The 16,470-nt window shown below is 70.8% G+C and carries 18 protein-coding genes; 4 read left to right on the top strand and 14 right to left on the bottom strand.

Translation table 11 applies throughout. The features are described 5' to 3' along the window. Positions 1-7 precede the first annotated feature (7 nt). From LCN96_RS05060 to guaB, 4 genes are read right to left on the bottom strand one after another with little or no spacing between them, the layout of a single operon-like run. The gene (locus tag LCN96_RS05060) at positions 8-781 is read right to left on the bottom strand and encodes an SDR family NAD(P)-dependent oxidoreductase (protein ID WP_225271392.1); all 774 of its coding nucleotides are present in this window, start codon (positions 779-781) and stop codon (positions 8-10) included. Next, positions 781-1,026 (bottom strand): hypothetical protein, encoded by a 246-nt coding sequence (locus tag LCN96_RS05055; RefSeq protein ID WP_225271391.1) that lies wholly within the window; start codon positions 1,024-1,026, stop codon positions 781-783. Before LCN96_RS05055 ends, LCN96_RS05060 begins: the two co-directional genes overlap by 1 nt. 54 nt (positions 1,027-1,080) lie before the next feature. Then, entirely contained in the window at positions 1,081-2,202 is a 1,122-nt protein-coding gene (locus LCN96_RS05050) for a GuaB3 family IMP dehydrogenase-related protein (protein ID WP_225271390.1), read from the bottom strand. Positions 2,203-2,206: 4 nt separating this feature from the next. Further along, positions 2,207-3,688, bottom strand: a complete 1,482-nt coding sequence (gene guaB / locus LCN96_RS05045) for an IMP dehydrogenase (RefSeq protein ID WP_225271389.1) — start codon at positions 3,686-3,688, stop codon at positions 2,207-2,209. A 445-nt stretch (positions 3,689-4,133) separates the two neighbouring features. Between guaB and LCN96_RS05040 the strand changes: the two genes are divergently transcribed. Together LCN96_RS05040 and LCN96_RS05035 are read left to right on the top strand one after the other, a co-directional pair. Continuing rightward, the gene (locus tag LCN96_RS05040; RefSeq protein ID WP_225271388.1) at positions 4,134-5,129 is read left to right on the top strand and encodes a helix-turn-helix transcriptional regulator; all 996 of its coding nucleotides are present in this window, start codon (positions 4,134-4,136) and stop codon (positions 5,127-5,129) included. A 39-nt stretch (positions 5,130-5,168) separates the two neighbouring features. After that, on the top strand, positions 5,169-5,546 hold the full coding sequence (locus tag LCN96_RS05035) for a DUF5319 domain-containing protein (RefSeq protein WP_080043188.1): 378 nt from the start codon (positions 5,169-5,171) through the stop codon (positions 5,544-5,546). Here LCN96_RS05035 and LCN96_RS05030 read toward each other — a convergent pair. The 5 genes from LCN96_RS05030 to groES all read right to left on the bottom strand — a co-directional run bounded on the left by LCN96_RS05030 (position 5,507) and on the right by groES (position 9,256). Then, a complete protein-coding gene (locus tag LCN96_RS05030) occupies positions 5,507-5,659 on the bottom strand; it encodes a hypothetical protein (protein ID WP_225271387.1) in 153 nt (50 codons plus the stop codon). The genes LCN96_RS05035 and LCN96_RS05030 overlap by 40 nt on opposite strands. Then, positions 5,656-6,291, bottom strand: coding sequence for a sigma-70 family RNA polymerase sigma factor (locus LCN96_RS05025; RefSeq protein ID WP_090930520.1), 636 nt, complete (start codon positions 6,289-6,291; stop codon positions 5,656-5,658). Before LCN96_RS05025 ends, LCN96_RS05030 begins: the two co-directional genes overlap by 4 nt. Before the next feature lie 271 nt (positions 6,292-6,562). After that, positions 6,563-7,159, bottom strand: coding sequence for a DUF7711 family protein (locus LCN96_RS05020; RefSeq protein WP_225271386.1), 597 nt, complete (start codon positions 7,157-7,159; stop codon positions 6,563-6,565). 93 nt (positions 7,160-7,252) lie between these two features. Continuing rightward, positions 7,253-8,872, bottom strand: a complete 1,620-nt coding sequence (gene groL / locus LCN96_RS05015; protein WP_225271385.1) for a chaperonin GroEL — start codon at positions 8,870-8,872, stop codon at positions 7,253-7,255. 72 nt (positions 8,873-8,944) lie between these two features. After that, positions 8,945-9,256, bottom strand: coding sequence for a co-chaperone GroES (groES, locus tag LCN96_RS05010; RefSeq protein WP_043623565.1), 312 nt, complete (start codon positions 9,254-9,256; stop codon positions 8,945-8,947). A 280-nt stretch (positions 9,257-9,536) separates the two neighbouring features. Between groES and LCN96_RS05005 the strand changes: the two genes are divergently transcribed. Together LCN96_RS05005 and LCN96_RS05000 are read left to right on the top strand one after the other, a co-directional pair. Beyond that, positions 9,537-10,712 (top strand): class I SAM-dependent methyltransferase, encoded by a 1,176-nt coding sequence (locus LCN96_RS05005; protein ID WP_225271384.1) that lies wholly within the window; start codon positions 9,537-9,539, stop codon positions 10,710-10,712. Between the two features lie 195 nt (positions 10,713-10,907). Next, entirely contained in the window at positions 10,908-12,791 is a 1,884-nt protein-coding gene (locus LCN96_RS05000; protein ID WP_225271383.1) for an apolipoprotein A1/A4/E domain-containing protein, read from the top strand. A 39-nt stretch (positions 12,792-12,830) separates the two neighbouring features. On the opposite strand, the gene tsaD is transcribed toward LCN96_RS05000, so the two are convergent. The 5 genes from tsaD to LCN96_RS04975 are packed head-to-tail and all read right to left on the bottom strand — an operon-like array spanning position 12,831 to position 16,466. Continuing rightward, a complete protein-coding gene (gene tsaD / locus LCN96_RS04995) occupies positions 12,831-13,862 on the bottom strand; it encodes a tRNA (adenosine(37)-N6)-threonylcarbamoyltransferase complex transferase subunit TsaD (RefSeq protein WP_225271382.1) in 1,032 nt (343 codons plus the stop codon). Next, entirely contained in the window at positions 13,855-14,286 is a 432-nt protein-coding gene (gene rimI / locus LCN96_RS04990; protein WP_225275925.1) for a ribosomal protein S18-alanine N-acetyltransferase, read from the bottom strand. The genes tsaD and rimI overlap by 8 nt, the downstream gene beginning before the upstream one ends. A gap of 11 nt (positions 14,287-14,297) precedes the next feature. Beyond that, a complete protein-coding gene (gene tsaB, locus LCN96_RS04985; protein WP_225271381.1) occupies positions 14,298-14,945 on the bottom strand; it encodes a tRNA (adenosine(37)-N6)-threonylcarbamoyltransferase complex dimerization subunit type 1 TsaB in 648 nt (215 codons plus the stop codon). 42 nt (positions 14,946-14,987) lie between these two features. Then, a complete protein-coding gene (locus tag LCN96_RS04980; protein ID WP_225271380.1) occupies positions 14,988-15,917 on the bottom strand; it encodes an aminoglycoside phosphotransferase family protein in 930 nt (309 codons plus the stop codon). 6 nt (positions 15,918-15,923) lie between these two features. After that, positions 15,924-16,466 (bottom strand): class F sortase, encoded by a 543-nt coding sequence (locus LCN96_RS04975; protein WP_225271379.1) that lies wholly within the window; start codon positions 16,464-16,466, stop codon positions 15,924-15,926. Between the last annotated feature and the right edge of the window lie 4 nt (positions 16,467-16,470).

Below are 16,470 nucleotides of genomic sequence, written 5' to 3'. Positions count from 1 at the left end.
GCCCTGCTCACCAGGGCACCGGCCGCCCGTCACGGTAGAACCCTCCGGTGGGCCCGCCGTCGGGCAGGTCCACCGCCCACAGCACGCTCGCGGCCCCCTCCGCCACGGGACGCCCGCCGGGGCCGCCCATGTCCGTCGCCACCCATCCCGGGCAGACCGCGTTGACCAGGATGCCGTCCCGCCGCAGATCGGCCGCCAGCATCCTGGTCAGCGCGTTCAGGCCGGCCTTGGACACCGCGTACGCCGGGGTCCCCGAGCCCATCGAGGCCAGGGAGCCCGCCTCGCTGGAGACGTTCGCCACCCGGCCGTGCGCGGAGGCCCGCAGCAGCGGGAGCAGCGCCTGGGTGACCTGCCAGGCGCCCAGCAGGTTCGTCTCCAGCGCCTCCCGCACCACCGTGAGGTCCGCGTCGGCGGCGCGCTGCCAGGTGTCGTAGTGGATGGCCGCGTTGTTGACGAGCACGTCCACCCGCCCGTGGGCGTCGCCGACCTCACGGGCGAACCGCTCGACGGAGCCGGGCTCGGAAACGTCGAGCCGCCACGCCTCCACCGCCCCGCCGGAAGCCGACACCGCACCGCCGGAAGCCCGCACCGCACCGCCAGAAGCCCGCACCGCGCCACCGGACGCCTTGAGCGCCTCGCGCAGCTCGCCGGCCGCCCGCTCCGCCTTGCGCAGGTCCCTGGCGGTCAGCACCACCAGATCGCCGGCCAGTGCGAGCTGCCTGGCCACCTCACGCCCGATCCCCCTGTTGGCCCCCGTGACCACGCAGATCCGACCGCTCATCAGAACCCGGAGCCCGCCCCGCGCCGCATGTCCTCAACGGCCTTCTTGGCGTCTCTCAGCGAGGCCCCGGTCTCCTTGCGGTAGATCGCGATGGCCTTGATCGTCTTGCCGTGCCGCAGCGCCTCGTAGAACTCCGGCGGGAACCGGCGCCCCTCCGCCCGTGAGAGATCGACGCCGAGATGACGCTGCAGGGCCGCCACCTGCTGCTCCAGCCGGGCGACCCTGTCCTCAACGGATTCTTCCATGGCCTCGACCCTAGTCGGCCGCCACCGCGCGGGCGGCGGCCTGGCATCGAGGGCTCAGCGCTGGATCGGCGCCACGACGACCTCGACCCGCTGGAACTCCTTGATGTCGGAGTAGCCGGTCGAGGCCATGGTCCGCTTCAGCGCGCCCATCAGGTTCATCGAACCGTCGGCCACGCTGGACGGCCCGTGCAGGATCTGCTCCAGTGTCCCGACCGTGCCGAACGCGACCCGCCGCCCGCGCGGCAGGTCGGGGTGGTGCGCCTCGGAGCCCCAGTGGAACCCGTGCCCGGGCGCCTCCACCGCGCGCGCCAGCGGCGAGCCGACCATCACGGCGTCGGCGCCGCAGGCGATGGCCTTGGCGATGTCGCCGGAGGTGCCCATGCCACCGTCGGCGATCACGTGCACGTAGCGGCCGCCGGACTCGTCGAGGTAGTCGCGCCGCGCCGCCGCCACGTCGGAGATGGCGGTGGCCATCGGCACGGCCACGCCCAGCACGTTGCGGGTGGTGTGCGAGGCGCCGCCGCCGAAGCCCACCAGCACGCCGGCCGCGCCGGTGCGCATCAGGTGCAGCGCGGCGGTGTAGGTGGCGCAGCCGCCGACGATGACCGGCACGTCCAGCTCGTAGATGAACTGCTTGAGGTTGAGCGGCTCCGCCCGCCCCGAGACGTGCTCGGCCGAGACCGTCGTGCCGCGGATGACGAAGATGTCCACGCCCGCGTCGATCACGGTCTTGTGGTACTGGACCGTGCGCTGCGGCGAGAGCCGCACGGCGGTGGTCACCCCGGAGGCGCGGATCTCCTCGATCCTGCGGCCGATCAGCTCTTCCTTGATCGGCGCCGCGTAGATCTCCTGCAGCCGCCTGGTGGCCGCCTCCTGGTCGAGGGCGGCGCACTCCTCCAGCAGCGGCAGCGGGTCCTCGTAGCGCGTCCACAGCCCTTCGAGGTCGAGCGGTGCCAGGCCGCCGAGCCGCCCGATCTCGATGGCGGTGGCCGGCGAGACCACGCTGTCCATGGGAGCGACGACCAAGGGCAACTCGAACCGGTAGGCGTCGATCTGCCAGGAGATCGAGACCTCCTCCGGGTCACGGGTGCGCCGCGAGGGCACCAGGCCGATCTCGTCAAGCGCGTACGCCCGCCGCCCGGTCTTACCCCGGCCGATCTCCACCTGCTGAGTCATGAACTTACCTTCTGTGATAGTTCGGAGCTTCCACGGTCATCTGGATGTCGTGGGGATGGCTCTCCTTGAGGCCGGCCGCCGTGATCGGCATGAGCTCGCAGTCGCTGTGCATCTGCTCGATCGTGCGGCAGCCCGCGTACCACATACCCTGACGCAGCCCGCCGACGAGCTGGTGGGCGACGGCCGCGACCGGGCCGCGGTAGGGGACCTGGCCCTCGATGCCCTCGGGGATGTACTTGTCCTCGCCGCCGACGTCGGCCTGGGCGTAGCGGTCCTTGCTGAAGGAGGTGCCGCCGCGCTCGCGGTTGCGTACGGCGCCCAGCGAGCCCATGCCCCGGTACGACTTGAACTGCTTGCCGTTGATGAAGATCAGCTCACCCGGCGACTCCTCGCACCCGGCGAGCAGCGAGCCCAGCATGACCGTGTCGGCTCCGGCGGCGATCGCCTTGACGATGTCGCCGGAGTACTGCAGGCCGCCGTCGCCGATCACCGGCACCCCGGCGGGCGCGCACGCCTTCGACGCCTCGTAGATGGCCGTCACCTGCGGCGCGCCGACCCCGGCGACCACGCGGGTGGTGCAGATGGAGCCCGGGCCCACGCCGACCTTGACGGCGTCGGCGCCCGCGTCGACCAGCATCTGCGCGCCGGCCCTGGTCGCGATGTTGCCGCCGATGACCTCGACCTTGCTGTTGGCCTTGACCTTGGCGATCATGTCGGCCAGCCCCTTGGAGTGGCCGTGCGCCACGTCCACGACCACGACGTCCACCCCGGCCTCGATGAGGGCCTTGGCGCGCAGCTCGGCGTCGCCGCCGACCCCCACGGCCGCCCCGACGATGAGCCGACCGTCGGCGTCCTTGGTGGACAGCGGATACTGCTCGCTCTTGGTGAAGTCCTTGACCGTGATCAGGCCGCGCAGCCTGCCGTCGGAGTCGACGAGCGGCAGCTTCTCGATCTTGTTCTGCCGGAGCAGGGCGAACGCGTCGTCACGCGAGACCCCCACCGGCGCGGTGACGAGCGGCATCTTGGTCATGACCTCGCGGACCGGCCTGCTCTGGTCGGTCTCGAAGCGCATGTCGCGGTTGGTCACGATGCCGACCAGCGTGCCCGACACGTCGGTCACGGGCACCCCGGAGATCCGGTACGTGGCGCACAGGCGCTCGACGTCGGCCAGCGTGTCGTCGGGGCTGCACGTCACCGGGTTGGTGACCATGCCGGCCTCGGACCGCTTGACCAGGTCGACCTGCTGGGCCTGCTCCTCGACCGACAGGTTGCGGTGCAGGATGCCGATGCCGCCCTGCCTGGCCATGGCGACCGCCATGCGGGCCTCGGTGACGGTGTCCATGGCCGCGGAGATCAGCGGGATGGACAGCGTGATGCCCTTGGACAGGCGAGATCGGGTGTCGGCCTCCCCTGGCTGCAGGTCCGAATATCCGGGCACCAGCAGCACGTCATCGAAGGTCAGACCCATCTCGGTGAACTTGGACATGCCGCGGCCCCCTCCTGCCTAGCTTTGATGTGCACCAAGTCTAGGCCCTGTGTCCAAAACGCACTGAGGCCGGGAGTACGAAGACCCCCACGGTCCTCGCCTTCCCGGCCTCAGCAGAAAAAGTGCCGGGGGATGGGACGGTCGGTGATCCGTCCCATCCCCCGGCCACCGGCATCCGGGCGACGGCCGCGCCTCACGCCACCGAACCCCCCTCCGCGTCCTGATGGCCGGCGCGACCGCGCCCTTGTCTGGATGCCGACGCTAGGTAAAGCCTGCGTTACTCACCGGAACATGGCAATGTGAAAACGTGCAATTGCACGAAGTTGCACGCCGCGAAGAAGCAGTCGGCGCAACACGCGGACAGGCAGGGAATGGGGGGTTATCCTCGCGGCACGCCCGTGTCCCCCCGACGGAGCCGCCCATAATGCGTAACGAGTCGCGAATCATGTCCGATCCGCTCGAGACACTGGGCCTTGATCCGGCCCAGACCGCGCTCTACTCGACGGTGTTGCGCCTGCACAAAGCGACCCGTTCGGACCTGGCACAGGCCATGGACGGTCCGATCGAGAAGGTGGGCCGCCAGCTCGACGATCTCGTCAAGCTTGGGGTGATCGACGAACAATCGGGCCAGTACCTGGCCAGACACCCCGCCGCGGCGCTCGGGCGGCTGATCGCGGACCGGCTCGACCGGCTGGCGGAGGAGAGCCGCAGGATCGACTCGGCGCTCGGCTCGATCCGGGGGCTGATCCGCGACTACGACGCCGGCCGCGACTATCGCAGCGGCCCTTTCACGGTGGAGATGGCGAGCGGGGCGGACATCCTGTACGAGAGCGTGCTGGGCATCGCCGTACAATGTCAAACCCCACCAATGCCTTTACTCACCGCAGTTCCGGACGAGCGGACCATGACTGACTTTGCCCGGAAATTTGCGGATCCTTGGGTTGATGCGCAAAAACGGAAATTGCTTACCGTTCAAGCGATCATTCCGGTTTCCACGCTGGTGCTGCCCGGCGTCCGCGACCAGCTCACCCACCTCCTCGACGCCGGCGGCGAGGTGCGCACCATGGACCGGGTGCCGAGCTGGTTCATGACCGCCGGCCACGAGATGGCCGGCCTGCCCGCCCACTGGGGCGGCAGCCTGCCCGACCACGCCTACAACTTCTATCTGGTGCGCACCTCCGTGGTGGTGGGCGTGCTCACCTCGCTCTTCCAGGAGCTGTGGGCCCGCGCCGTGCCCCTGCCCTGGGGGCGCAGGAGCGACGGCATGATCCCGGTGCTGCGCCTGGCGGCGCAGGGCATGTGCGACGACTCGATCGCCCGCCAGCTCGGCGTGTCGGTCCGCACGGTACGCGCGAGATTCGCCGACGCCATGACCGAGTTGGGAGCTCAATCCCGCTTTCACGCGGGCGTGGAGGCCGCCAGACGCGGATGGCTGAGGTAAAGCCCACCGCGCGGGCCGCTTCGGTCATATGGTGGGAAGGTGCTGGAAGACGTCCCCCGCGATCCGTTCGCGGACGACCCGAACGACCCGTCCTCGGCGATGGGTGCGCTCGACGACGCCGAGCCACTCACCGCGGCCGAGCGCGACGAGGCCATCACCGACCTCGCCGACGTCGAGGTCTTCCGCTCCCTGCTCGAACCGCAGGGGGTGCTGGGGCTCGTGCTCGACTGCCCGGAATGCGGCGAGCAGCACTTCTTCGACTGGGAGCTGCTGCGCGGCAACCTCAAACAGATGATCGAGAAAGGCCAGCCGCAGGTGCACGAGCCGGCCTTCCACCCCGACCCCGCCGACTACGTCAGCTGGGACTACGCCCGCGGCTACGTCGACGGCGTCATCGACACCGAGGAGCGCCGCTGATCGACGTCATCGAGCAGCGCGGCGAGCAACCGCGCCGCTGGATCGCCTGAATCGGGCATCTCTCCACGACCGAGCGCGTCGAGCAGCGCATCGGTCTCCTCCTCAGGCGTCAAGCCGACTCCAGCTCGGCCATCTGCCTCAATCTCGCCAGCGCCCGATGCTGGGCGACACGGACCGCACCCGGTGACATACCGAGTACATTACCGGTCTCCTCGGCGGACAGCCCCGACACCACCCGCAACAGCAGCAACTCCCGCTGGTTGTCGGGCAGCCTGGCCAGCAGCCGCCTGGCGTGCTCCACCTCGATGTAGCGGACCACCGTCTCCTCGGGCCCAGGGCCGTCGTCGGGCCCGTCGGGCAGATCCTGGGTCGGCACGGCGGAGCGCACCGAGCTCCGCAGCGCGTCGGCCACCTTGTGCGAGGCGATCCCGAACACGAAGGACGCGAAAGGCCGCCCCATGTCGCGGTATCGCGGCAGCGCGGACAACACCGCGATGCACACCTCCTGGGCTACGTCATCGGCAATGTGATATTGCCCTGAAACCCTGCCCAGCCTGGCGCGGCAATACCGCACCACCATCGGACGCAACTCACCGAGCAGGGATTCGATCGCACTGCGATCTCCCTGCACGGCGAGGCTCGTCAGTTCCCTAAGGTCGGAGTCATCCGTCCGTGCCGGAAGTCTCGACGCGAGCCTTACCCCAATTTTGGCGTCGGCGACGCTTCCCTCGCTCACGATAGGCATGATGCCCGCACTGATCCGGCCTGTCGTCATAGCGAACGGCTACGGATTGGTCACATTGAAGCGACGATAACCGTTAGTAATCAAACGACCACACTAAGCCTTTATACTGACATAATGTTTCAGGCGATAAGCCGGAATGCGCGACATTTGTCAGACCGCAGACGCTTAACGCACACTCTCGGTTTACTCCAATAAGCCACCTTTTCCCCCACTTCCCCCCATCCCGCCCACACCGGACATGCCATCGGCAGCCCTCAGATCACCCGACGCTTCACTCGTCCCGCAAGTCGAGCAGCTCCAGATATCCCCGCACGGCCTCCCACAGGTGGTGCTCCGGATAGCGCCGCAGGCTCCGGTGCTCCCGCCGCCACTGCCGGTCCCAGTACGCCCCGTGCACCGCCCTGAGGTGCTCCAGGGCCGCCGCCAGCTCCTCCGCGACCGGGGCCACCCGATCGCCGCTCCCGGGGCGCACAGCGCCGTGCAGCGCCCCGAGTCGCCGCTCCCTCAGCGCCTCCAGCACGTCCCGCTCCACCCCGTCCAGCGACCAGAACCGCACCGGCTCCGTGATGTGGTGGTTGGCCACCGGCTCGCGGTGCGAGCGCCACCAGTAGGCGATGCCACCCTCGTCCAGCCGCAGGAAGTCCACCAGCCAGGCCGTGCTCGGCGGGTGCGTGCCCCAGGCGACCTCCTCGGGCGGCAGGTTGAGCACGAAGGCGACCTCCAGCTCGTCGAGCGATTCGGCGCCCTGCGTCAGCGCGCCGAACACGTGCGCCTCGCGCAGGAACGGCTCCAGCGCCGGCAGCCGCCTGGTCTGCTCGCACGCCTCGGCCAGCATCCCCAGCCGCTCCACCGCCCGCGCGTACCTCATGTCCCCAGCGTAGGACCCGGCCGCTCAGGGCCATGAAACGCCGTACGGCCCGCACCCCTCCGGGTGCGGGCCGTAACGGAACGGAAGGCGCGGTCAGTGGCCGTGGCCGTGACCGTGACCCTGGCCGGCGGCCGGGGCCTCCTCCTCGGGCTTGTCCACCACGAGCGCCTCGGTGGTGAGCAGCATGCCCGCGATCGAAGCGGCGTTCTGCACGGCCGAGCGCGTGACCTTGACCGGGTCGATGACGCCCTGGTCGAGCAGGTTCACGTACTCGCCGGTGGCGGCGTTGAGACCGTGACCGGCCTCCAGCTCGGCCACCTTGTGCGTCACCACGTAGCCCTCGAGACCGGCGTTCTCGGCGATCCAGCGGGCCGGCTCGACCAGCGCGCGGCGCACGATGCCGACACCGGTGGCCTCGTCGCCCGTGAGGCCGAGGTCGTCGAGGTCCTTGCCGATGTGGATCAGCGCGGAGCCACCGCCGGAGACGATGCCCTCCTCGATGGCGGCGCGCGTCGCGGAGATCGCGTCCTCGAGGCGGTGCTTCTTCTCCTTCAGCTCCACCTCGGTGGCGGCGCCGACGCGCAGCACGCACACACCGCCGGCGAGCTTGGCCAGGCGCTCCTGCAGCTTCTCGCGGTCCCAGTCGGAGTCGGACTGCTCGATGGCAATCTTGATCTCCTTGACGCGGTCCTCGATGGCCTGCGCGTCACCGGCGCCGTCGACGATGGTCGTGGCGTCCTTGGTGACGACGACGCGGCGGGCCGTGCCGAGCACCTCGAGACCGACGTGCTCCAGCTTGAGGCCGACCTCCTCGCTGACGACCTGGCCGCCGGTGAGGATGGCCATGTCCTGCAGCATCGCCTTGCGGCGGTCGCCGAAGCCCGGGGCCTTGACGGCCACGGAGGTGAAGGTGCCGCGGATCTTGTTGGTGACCAGGACGGCCAGGGCCTCGCCCTCGACGTCCTCGGCGACCACGAGGAGCGGCTTCTTCGTCTGGGCGATCTTCTCCAGCAGCGGCAGGAAGTCCGCGATGGAGGAGATCTTGCCCTGGGTGAGCAGGATGTAGGCGTCCTCGAGGACGGACTCCATCCGCTCGGGGTCGGTCACCATGTAGGCCGACAGGTAGCCCTTGTCGAACTGCATGCCCTCGGTGAACTCGAGCTCCATGCCCATGGCGTTGGACTCTTCGACGGTGAGGACACCGTCCTTGCCCACCTTGTCGAACGCCTCGGCGATCAGGCCGCCGATCTGGGCGTCCTGCGCGGAGATCGTGGCGACGTTGGCGATCTCCTTCTTGTCGCCGACCTCGCGGGCGCTGGCCAGCAGCTTGTCGCTGACGGCCTTGGCGGCCTTGTCGATGCCGCGCTTGAGCGACAGCGGCGAGGCGCCGGCGGCCACGTTGCGCAGGCCCTCGCGGACCATGGCCTGGGCCAGGACGGTCGCGGTGGTGGTGCCGTCACCCGCGATGTCGTTGGTCTTGGTGGCAACTTCCTTGGCGAGCTGGGCGCCGAGGTTCTCGTAGCGCTCCTCCAGCTCGATCTCACGAGCGATGGTCACACCGTCGTTCGTGATCGTCGGAGCACCGAACTTCTTGTCGATGACGACGTTGCGGCCACGCGGGCCGAGGGTTACCTTCACGGCGTCCGCGAGGGCGTTCACGCCACGCTCGAGAGCGCGGCGGGCGTTCTCGTCGAACTCCAGGATCTTCGCCATTGCTGAAAGTCCTCTCCTGGCGTCGAAAGCCCCGGGTGCCCTCAAGAGCGCCCGGGGCTCGACACAACCGGCTTACTTCTCGATGATCGCGAGAACGTCGCGGGCGGAGAGCACGAGGTACTCCTCGCCGCCGTACTTGACCTCGGTGCCGCCGTACTTGCTGTAGAGGACGATGTCGCCCTCCGAGACGTCGAGCGGAATCCGCTTGTCGCCGTCCTCGTCCCAGTTGCCCGGGCCCACCGCGAGGACCTTGCCCTCCTGCGGCTTCTCCTTGGCGGTGTCAGGGATGACCAGGCCGGAAGCGGTGGTCTGCTCGGCCTCAAGCGGCTGGACCACAATGCGGTCGCCGAGCGGCTTAACGGGAACCTTGGTGGCGGTCGTCACGATCGGACCTCCCCTTCAGATTTGAATGATCTAGAAGAGGCGACCAGCGGGGCCTGCCGTCGCGGGTGTCAGACCTGCCTCGTCGCACGTTGGCACTCTCAAGGGGAGAGTGCCAACAGGAAACATATGCAAGAGGGGCTTGACAGTCAACATGAACGCGTCTGCTGAGAGCGATCAGACCCCTGGCATGGTCCAGTCTTCCACGTGCGTGAACCTCCCGGCCGCCGCCGCGCCGCCCGGCGGACACCGCCGCTTCCGGGTGCCGCTAACGTCGGATGACGTGGACCTCGACGCCTTCACCGAGTTGCTGACCCCGCGCGGCAGGCGCGCGCTGGCCGAGGCCGAGGAGCTGGCGGGCGCCGACCCTGTCGCCGCCGCCACCACCCTGCGCAGGACGTACGACGCGGCGCTCACCTCGGCGGCGCTCACCCAGGCCGGGCTCAGGGAGCGGGCCAGGGCCAAGTTCGGCGCCGACGCCGGGCGGATGTTCTTCACCCCGCACGGGCTGGAGCAGTCCACGCGGGCGGAGGTGGCCGAGCACCGCGCCCGCCGCCTGCTCGCCCTGCACGGCGCGGGCGCGCCCCGGGTCGCCGACGCCTGCTGCGGCGTCGGGGGTGACCTGCTCGCGCTGGCCCGCGCCGGCTGCACGGTGACGGCCGTGGACACCGACCCGCTGACCGTCGCCGTGGCCAGGGCCAACGCGCAGGCGTTCGGGCTGGCCGACCGGGTGACGGTGACCGTGGCCGACGCGGCGCAGGTCAGGCCTGAGGACTACGACGTGCTGTTCGCCGACCCGGCCAGGCGGACGGGCCGGGGCCGGACGTTCGACCCCATGGCCTACTCGCCGCCCTGGCCCGTGGTGCTCGGCCTGCTCTCCCGGGCGCGCCTGGCCTGCCTCAAGGTCGCCCCGGGCATCCCGTACGAGTTCATCCCCGAGGGCGCGGAGGCCGAGTGGGTGTCGTACAAGGGCGAGGTCAAGGAGGCCACGCTGTGGACCGGCCCAGGGGGCGGCAGGCGGGCCACCCTGCTGCCCGGCGGCCACACGCTGACCGCCACCGGCGTGCGGGCCCCGACCGGCCCGCCGGGCCGGTTCGTCTACGAGCCGGACGGCGCGGCCGTGCGCGCGCACCTGGTCGGCGAGGTGGCCGAGCTGGTCGGCGGCAGGCTGCTCGACCCGATGATCGCCTACATCACCGCCGACGAGCGGGTGGACACCCCTTGGGCGTCGGTGTACGAGGTGGACGACGTCCTTCCCTTTTCGCTGAAGAAACTGCGCGCCGCCCTTCGCGAGCGACAGATCGGAAACGTCACCATCAAAAAGCGCGGCTCAGCCGTGGACATCGAACGGCTGCGCGCCGACTTGCGCCTCAAAGGCGACAAATCCATGGTCATCATGCTGACCAGAATTGCCGACAAACCCTCGGTAATCCTCTGCAAGGCCCCCTCACCTGCCTGAATCACCGAACCCGGGCATCCGTACGTTAACCGCGATCTTTCAATTCAGCCCTGACGGACCTTGATCGAAAGGCTAAGGTGGGCGGGCGAGGAGTTCTCCGCCCTATTGCGGTTGACCGCGCTCTCACCCTTCAACGATAAACCGGACCTATCCCACCGCTGCGCGGCAGACCGTCGGCGAGCGAAGGAGCTTTCGGTGGACCATTCCAACCACGCCGCCCTTCTTCCTAACGGCTACGACGCCGTCCCCAAGAGGATGCGAGACCTGCTCGCCCGTGCCGCTCAGGACCATGTCTACGAGCAACGCACCCAGGGGGCCGTGCTCGACGAGATCCGCCAGCGGCTCGAAGGCATGGAGTGGCTGCTGCGCGAGGTGCGCGAACGCGAGCTTGGAGGTCTCAGCGGCACGCTGGAGACGGTCAGCGGGCGGCTCGACGAGATCTCCGCCAAGCCTCCGATGTGGGCGGAGGGCCTGGCGCAGCACGTGGAGGCCGTGCGCGACCACGTGGACGCCGTGGGCGAGAAGGTGGGCCAGGTGGACGCCCGGGTGACTCCCGTGGCGGAGCTGCCGAGCCTGTGGGCGGACCTCGGCACGGTGGGCGAGAGCGTGGACGAGGCGCTCAAGCGCCTGCAGACGGTGCTCGACACCACCCACGGCATCACCAAGGGCATGTCCGACTTCGCGACCCAGCTGGCCGGGCTCAACACCAGCATGGAGGCCGCGGCCAGCCGCTTCACCCGGCTCGACAAGTCGATGGCCGAGCTGGCCACCCGCACCGACCGCGTCGAGGACGTCGTCAACGACCTGGCCGAGAGCGTCACCGAGCGCCTGGCGGGCACGGCCGAGCAGCTCACCGCCAAGGTGGAGGCCGCCGAGCAGCGCACCACCGCCCGGCTCGACGAGACCGACCAGCGCCTCACCGCCCGCCTCGACGAGACCGACCAGCGCCTCACGACCCGCCTCGACGACACCGACGAGCGGCTGAGCGCCCGCCTGGACGACACCGACAGGCGCCTCGGCACCCGGCTCGACGAGACCGACCAGCGGCTCGCCACGGCACTCCTGGAGGCCGACGAGCGCCTCGTCAGCCGGCTCAAGGAGGCCGACGACGCGCTCTCCACCCGCCTGGCCGGCGTCGAGCAGCGCCTCACCACCCGTCTCGACGAGGCCGACCAGCACCTGGCCGTGCAGCTCGGCGAGAGCGAGCAGCGCCTGACCGCCCGGCTCAGCGGCGTGGACGCCCGCCTCGACAGGGCCGAGGGCAAGCTCACCGCCCTCGACTCCCGGCTCACCGGGTTCGACAGCCGGCTGGAGTCGGCCGACGAGTGCCTGGCCGACATCGACACCAGGATCGACGGCCTCGACGGCCGCATGAGCGGCGTGGACAAGCGGCTCGTCTCCATGGACGGCCAGCTCGGCGGGGTGGACAAGCGGCTGAGCACCCTCGACGGCCACCTGGGCCGCCACGACGACCGCTTCGACGCCCTCGACGTGCGCATCGACGCCCGCTTCTCCTCGCTCGACGAGCGCGTGTCCGCCGCCGACCAGCACACGGCCGAGATCGCCACCCGCAACGAGGGCCGCTTCAACAAGCTCGACAACCAGATCGACGCCATCGACGAGCGCCTGGTCGAGGCCGAGGAGCACATGAGCACCCGCTTCGACACCATCGACGGCCACTTCGGCGGCCTCGACAACCGCTTCCACGGCCTCGACACCCACCTCAACGGGCTGACCGCCCGCGCCGAGCAGGCGGGCGAGCACCTGGAGTCGGTGGACGAGCGCATCGAGGCCGTCAACGCCTTCGTCAGCCGGCTGCCCGACGAGCTGGCCATCCCCGAGCGGGTCGGCGAGCTGCTCCAGTCGCACGTGGGCGAGCAGGCCGAGCGCCTGACCGCCGCCACCGACGCGCTCACCGAGCTGGTCAGGGCCCGGCCCGACGGCGACGAGCTGGCCGGCACGGTGTCCGGCATCGTGCAGCCGGCCGCCGCCGACCTGACCAAGCGGCTGGACGCGCTGGAGGAGACCATGCTGGCCCTGGCCGAGGCCCTCCTGCGGCCCACCAGGGGCAAGGACTGAGCCGGCGCGCTCGCGGGTGCCGCACCCGCGAGCGCGTCCTCACACGTGCACGGTCGTGATCGGCATCGACGAGTCGGCGGGGATCTCCAGCGTCGAGGGCGTCACCCCGGCGGCCACCAGATCGGAGCCGAGCGCGGCCACCATGGCCCCGTTGTCGGTGCACAACCCCGGCCTCGGCACCCGCAGCCGCACCCCGGCCGCCTCGCACCGCTCCTGGGCCAGCGCCCGCAGCCGGGAGTTGGCCGCCACGCCACCGCCGATCAGCAGGTCGTGCACGTCGTACTTGCGGCAGGCCTGCAGCGCCTTGCGCGTCAGCACGTCCACCACGGCCTCCTGGAAGGAGGCGGCCACGTCGGGCACGTGGACGGACTCACCGGCCGTCTCGCGGGCCTCGACCCAGCGCGCGACGGCTGTCTTGAGCCCGGAGAAGGAGAAGTCGAGCGTGCCGTCGTCGAGCTTGCCGCGCGGGAAGGCGATCGCCGATCCCGATCCCTCGCGGGCGGCCCTGTCGATGTAGGGGCCGCCGGGGAACGGCAGGCCCAGCACCCGGGCCACCTTGTCGAAGGCCTCCCCCGCCGCGTCGTCGACGGTGGAGCCCAGCGAGATCACGTCCTCGGCCACGTCGGGCACGAGCAGCAGCGAGGAGTGGCCGCCGGAGACCAGCAGGGCGATGCACGGCTTGGGCAGCGGCCCGTGTTCCAGCTGGTCGACGGCGACGTGCGCCGCCAGGTGGTTGACCCCGTAGAGGGGGACGCCCAGGCCGAGCGCGTACGACTTGGCCGCCGCCACCCCCACCAGCAGCGCCCCCGCCAGCCCGGGGCCCGCCGTCACGGCGATGGCGTCGATGTCGGAGAACCTCAGCCCGGCCGCGGCCAGCGCGGCCTCCACGGTCGGCGTCATGGCCTCCAGGTGGGCGCGCGAGGCGACCTCGGGCACCACGCCGCCGAACCTGGCGTGCTCGTCCATGCTCGAGGCGATCGTGTTGGCCAGCAGCGTGTGGCCCCTGACGATGCCGATGCCGGTCTCGTCACAGGACGTCTCGATGCCCAGGACCAGGGGTGCGTCAGTCACCTAGCTTCCTTCTCATCATGATCGCGTCGGTGCCGTCGTCGTAGTAGCGGCGGCGGGTGCCGATCTCCTCGAACCCGAAATGCCGGTAGACCGCCTGCGCGCGCGGGTTGTCGGCGCGCACCTCCAGGAAGATCTCCCGCGCGCCCCTGCGGGCCGCCTCGGCCAGCAGCTCGGTCAGCATCGCGCCGCCGAGCCCGGTGCCCTGGTGCTTGTCGAGCACCGCGATGGTCTGCACGTCGGCCTGGTCGCCCGCGGCGGCCAGCCCGGCGTAGGCCACGATCTCGTCGTCGACCAGGACGACCACGTAGTGGCGGGTGCGCGGCATCTCGGCCAGCTCGCCGCGCATCATGCCCTCGCTCCACGCGTCGAGCGGGAACGTGGCCCGCTCGATCGCCATGACCGCGGGCAGATCGGCCTCGGTCATCGGGCGCAGCTTCACGCCGTCACCCTCTTGGGCGCGCCCGGCACCACCGCGTCGGGCCTGCGCAGGTAGATCGGGCGGGGCGGGTCGAGCTGGACGCCTGCGGCGAGCCGCTCGGCCGCCAGCGCGGCCAGCGCGCCCGCGTACGGGTAGAGCGGCAGGTCGCGGCCGCCGCCCAGAAGGTCGGAGTAGAGCTGCGCGCCCGCGCCCACGACCGGCAGCCCCGCCACGGGCACGTCGGCGGGGCGGTCCACGAAGGGCCCGTCGGCGCGGGTGCGGTGATCGGTGTACCGCGCCCAGAAGACCTCCTTGCGGCGCGCGTCGGTGGCCGCGACGAAGGGCTCGGACAGCCCGGCGGCGTAGGCGACGGCGTCGAGCGTGCAGATGCCGTACGCCGGCACGCCCAGCGTCGTGGACAGCCCCTGCGCGGTCATCAGCCCGACGCGCAACCCCGTGTAGGGGCCGGGGCCGCTGCCCGCCACGATGGCCGTCACCGCGCGCAGCGGCACGCCGGCCTCGCGCAGCACGACCTCGACGGTGGGCACGAGCAGCTCACCGTGGCGCCGGGCGTCGATCGTGGTCGACTCGGCGAGCACGCGCTCCCCGTCGTGGAGCGCGGCGGTGACGGCGGGCGTCGCGGTATCAAAGGCCAGGACCAGCACGACTGTTTAGCCTACCCGCCGCGCGGGTCTCACCCGGCCGCTTCAGGCCCAGCCGGTACGCCGCTTCAGCCAGTCGAGCGCCACCACGCCCTGCGCCCCCTGGAACGCCCTGAGCGTGGGCAGCCCCGGCGGCGCCGGCCGGCGGGACTGCCGGACGAAGTAGCCGGTCATGGCCGCGACCACCGCCGTCACGCCGGGATCGTCGTCGGTGAACAGCTCGTGCGGCGCGGGCCCGCCCTGCATCCCGACGGACGGCAGCAGGCCGACCCGGTCGAACCAGACCGCCCCCTTGCACGCCCATGGCCAGTCGACGACGTAGACGCGCTCGTCGGTCAGCAGGATGTTGTCGGCCCGCAGGTCGGCGTGGACCAGGCTGTCGCCCGCCGCCGCCGCTGCCCAGCCCGACTCCAGCTCTGCCAGCTCCGCGAGGTGGCGCAGGATCCACGGGTCGAGCCCGCCGGTGTCCTCCTCGATCAGCCTGCGCCAGCCCTGGAACGAGTCGCCGAACACCTCCTCGATGGCCGGCGCGTCGACGGGGGCGGGGGTGAGCGCCGCCGACAGCTCCGCCACCGCCGCGAGCACCCGGTCGAGCTCGTCGCGCCGCCAGGGCATCGCCGGATGCCGGCCCTCGACGTCCTCGAAGACCAGCGCCACCCAGCCGTCCAGCTCGAAGCCGGTCAGCAGCCTGGGGGCGGGCACGGACTCGGGCAGCGCGGCGGCGATCCTCAGCTCGGACCGGTAGATGCGCACGCTCTCGCGGTTCGGCTCGGGGCCGACCGCCTTGACGAAGGCGCGCCTGCCGCTGCGCGTGCGCAGGCGCACGGCGGCGGCCGGAGAGAAGCCGCCGTCCTGGGTGACGGCCTCGGCCACGGGGTCGCCGAGGAACTCCTCGACCGCGGCGCGCACCTTCGGATGGACCTCGTGCCAGGGCACCCGGCTGCCGGCGGCCGGTGGGCTCGCGGTGTCGCTCATCTGCTCTCAGACCTGGGAGGCGTACACGATGACGTTGTCAAGGTACTCGCCCTTGGCGTAGTCGAACTTGCCGCCGCACGTCACCAGCTTGAGCCCGTCCTCCACGTAGACGCGCTGGGCGGGGAAGCTGTCCTTGTGCACCTGCTCGATCGAGTCGACCTTGAACTCCACGACCTTGCCGTCGCTGCGCTCCACCTTGACGGTCTCGCCCTTGCGTAACTGCCTGAGCTTGTAGAACACGGCGGGCGCGGTCTTGGTGTCGACGTGGCCGATGATCACCGAGGCGCCCTTCTCGCCGGGCACGGCACTGCCGGTGTACCAGCCGGCCACCTTGGGCTTCTCGTACGGCGGCAGCTCGACCTCGCCGTTCTTCTGCAGGTCGAGCTTCATCAGCGGTGCCTCGACGTCGATCGAGGGGATGTCGATGCTCTTGGGCACGACGTCGGCGGCGGGCGTCGTGGTGGTGCCGGTCTGCATGCCTCTGCCGAACGCGACCAGCACCAGCCCGGTGATGGCCCCGGCGAGCACCACCCGTCCTGGGCGGGCCACGGCG

Origin of the sequence: Nonomuraea gerenzanensis (assembly GCF_020215645.1) — a bacterium.
Taxonomy (GTDB): Bacteria; Actinomycetota; Actinomycetes; order Streptosporangiales; family Streptosporangiaceae; genus Nonomuraea; species Nonomuraea gerenzanensis.
This window is presented reverse-complemented; position numbering and strand designations above follow the sequence as displayed.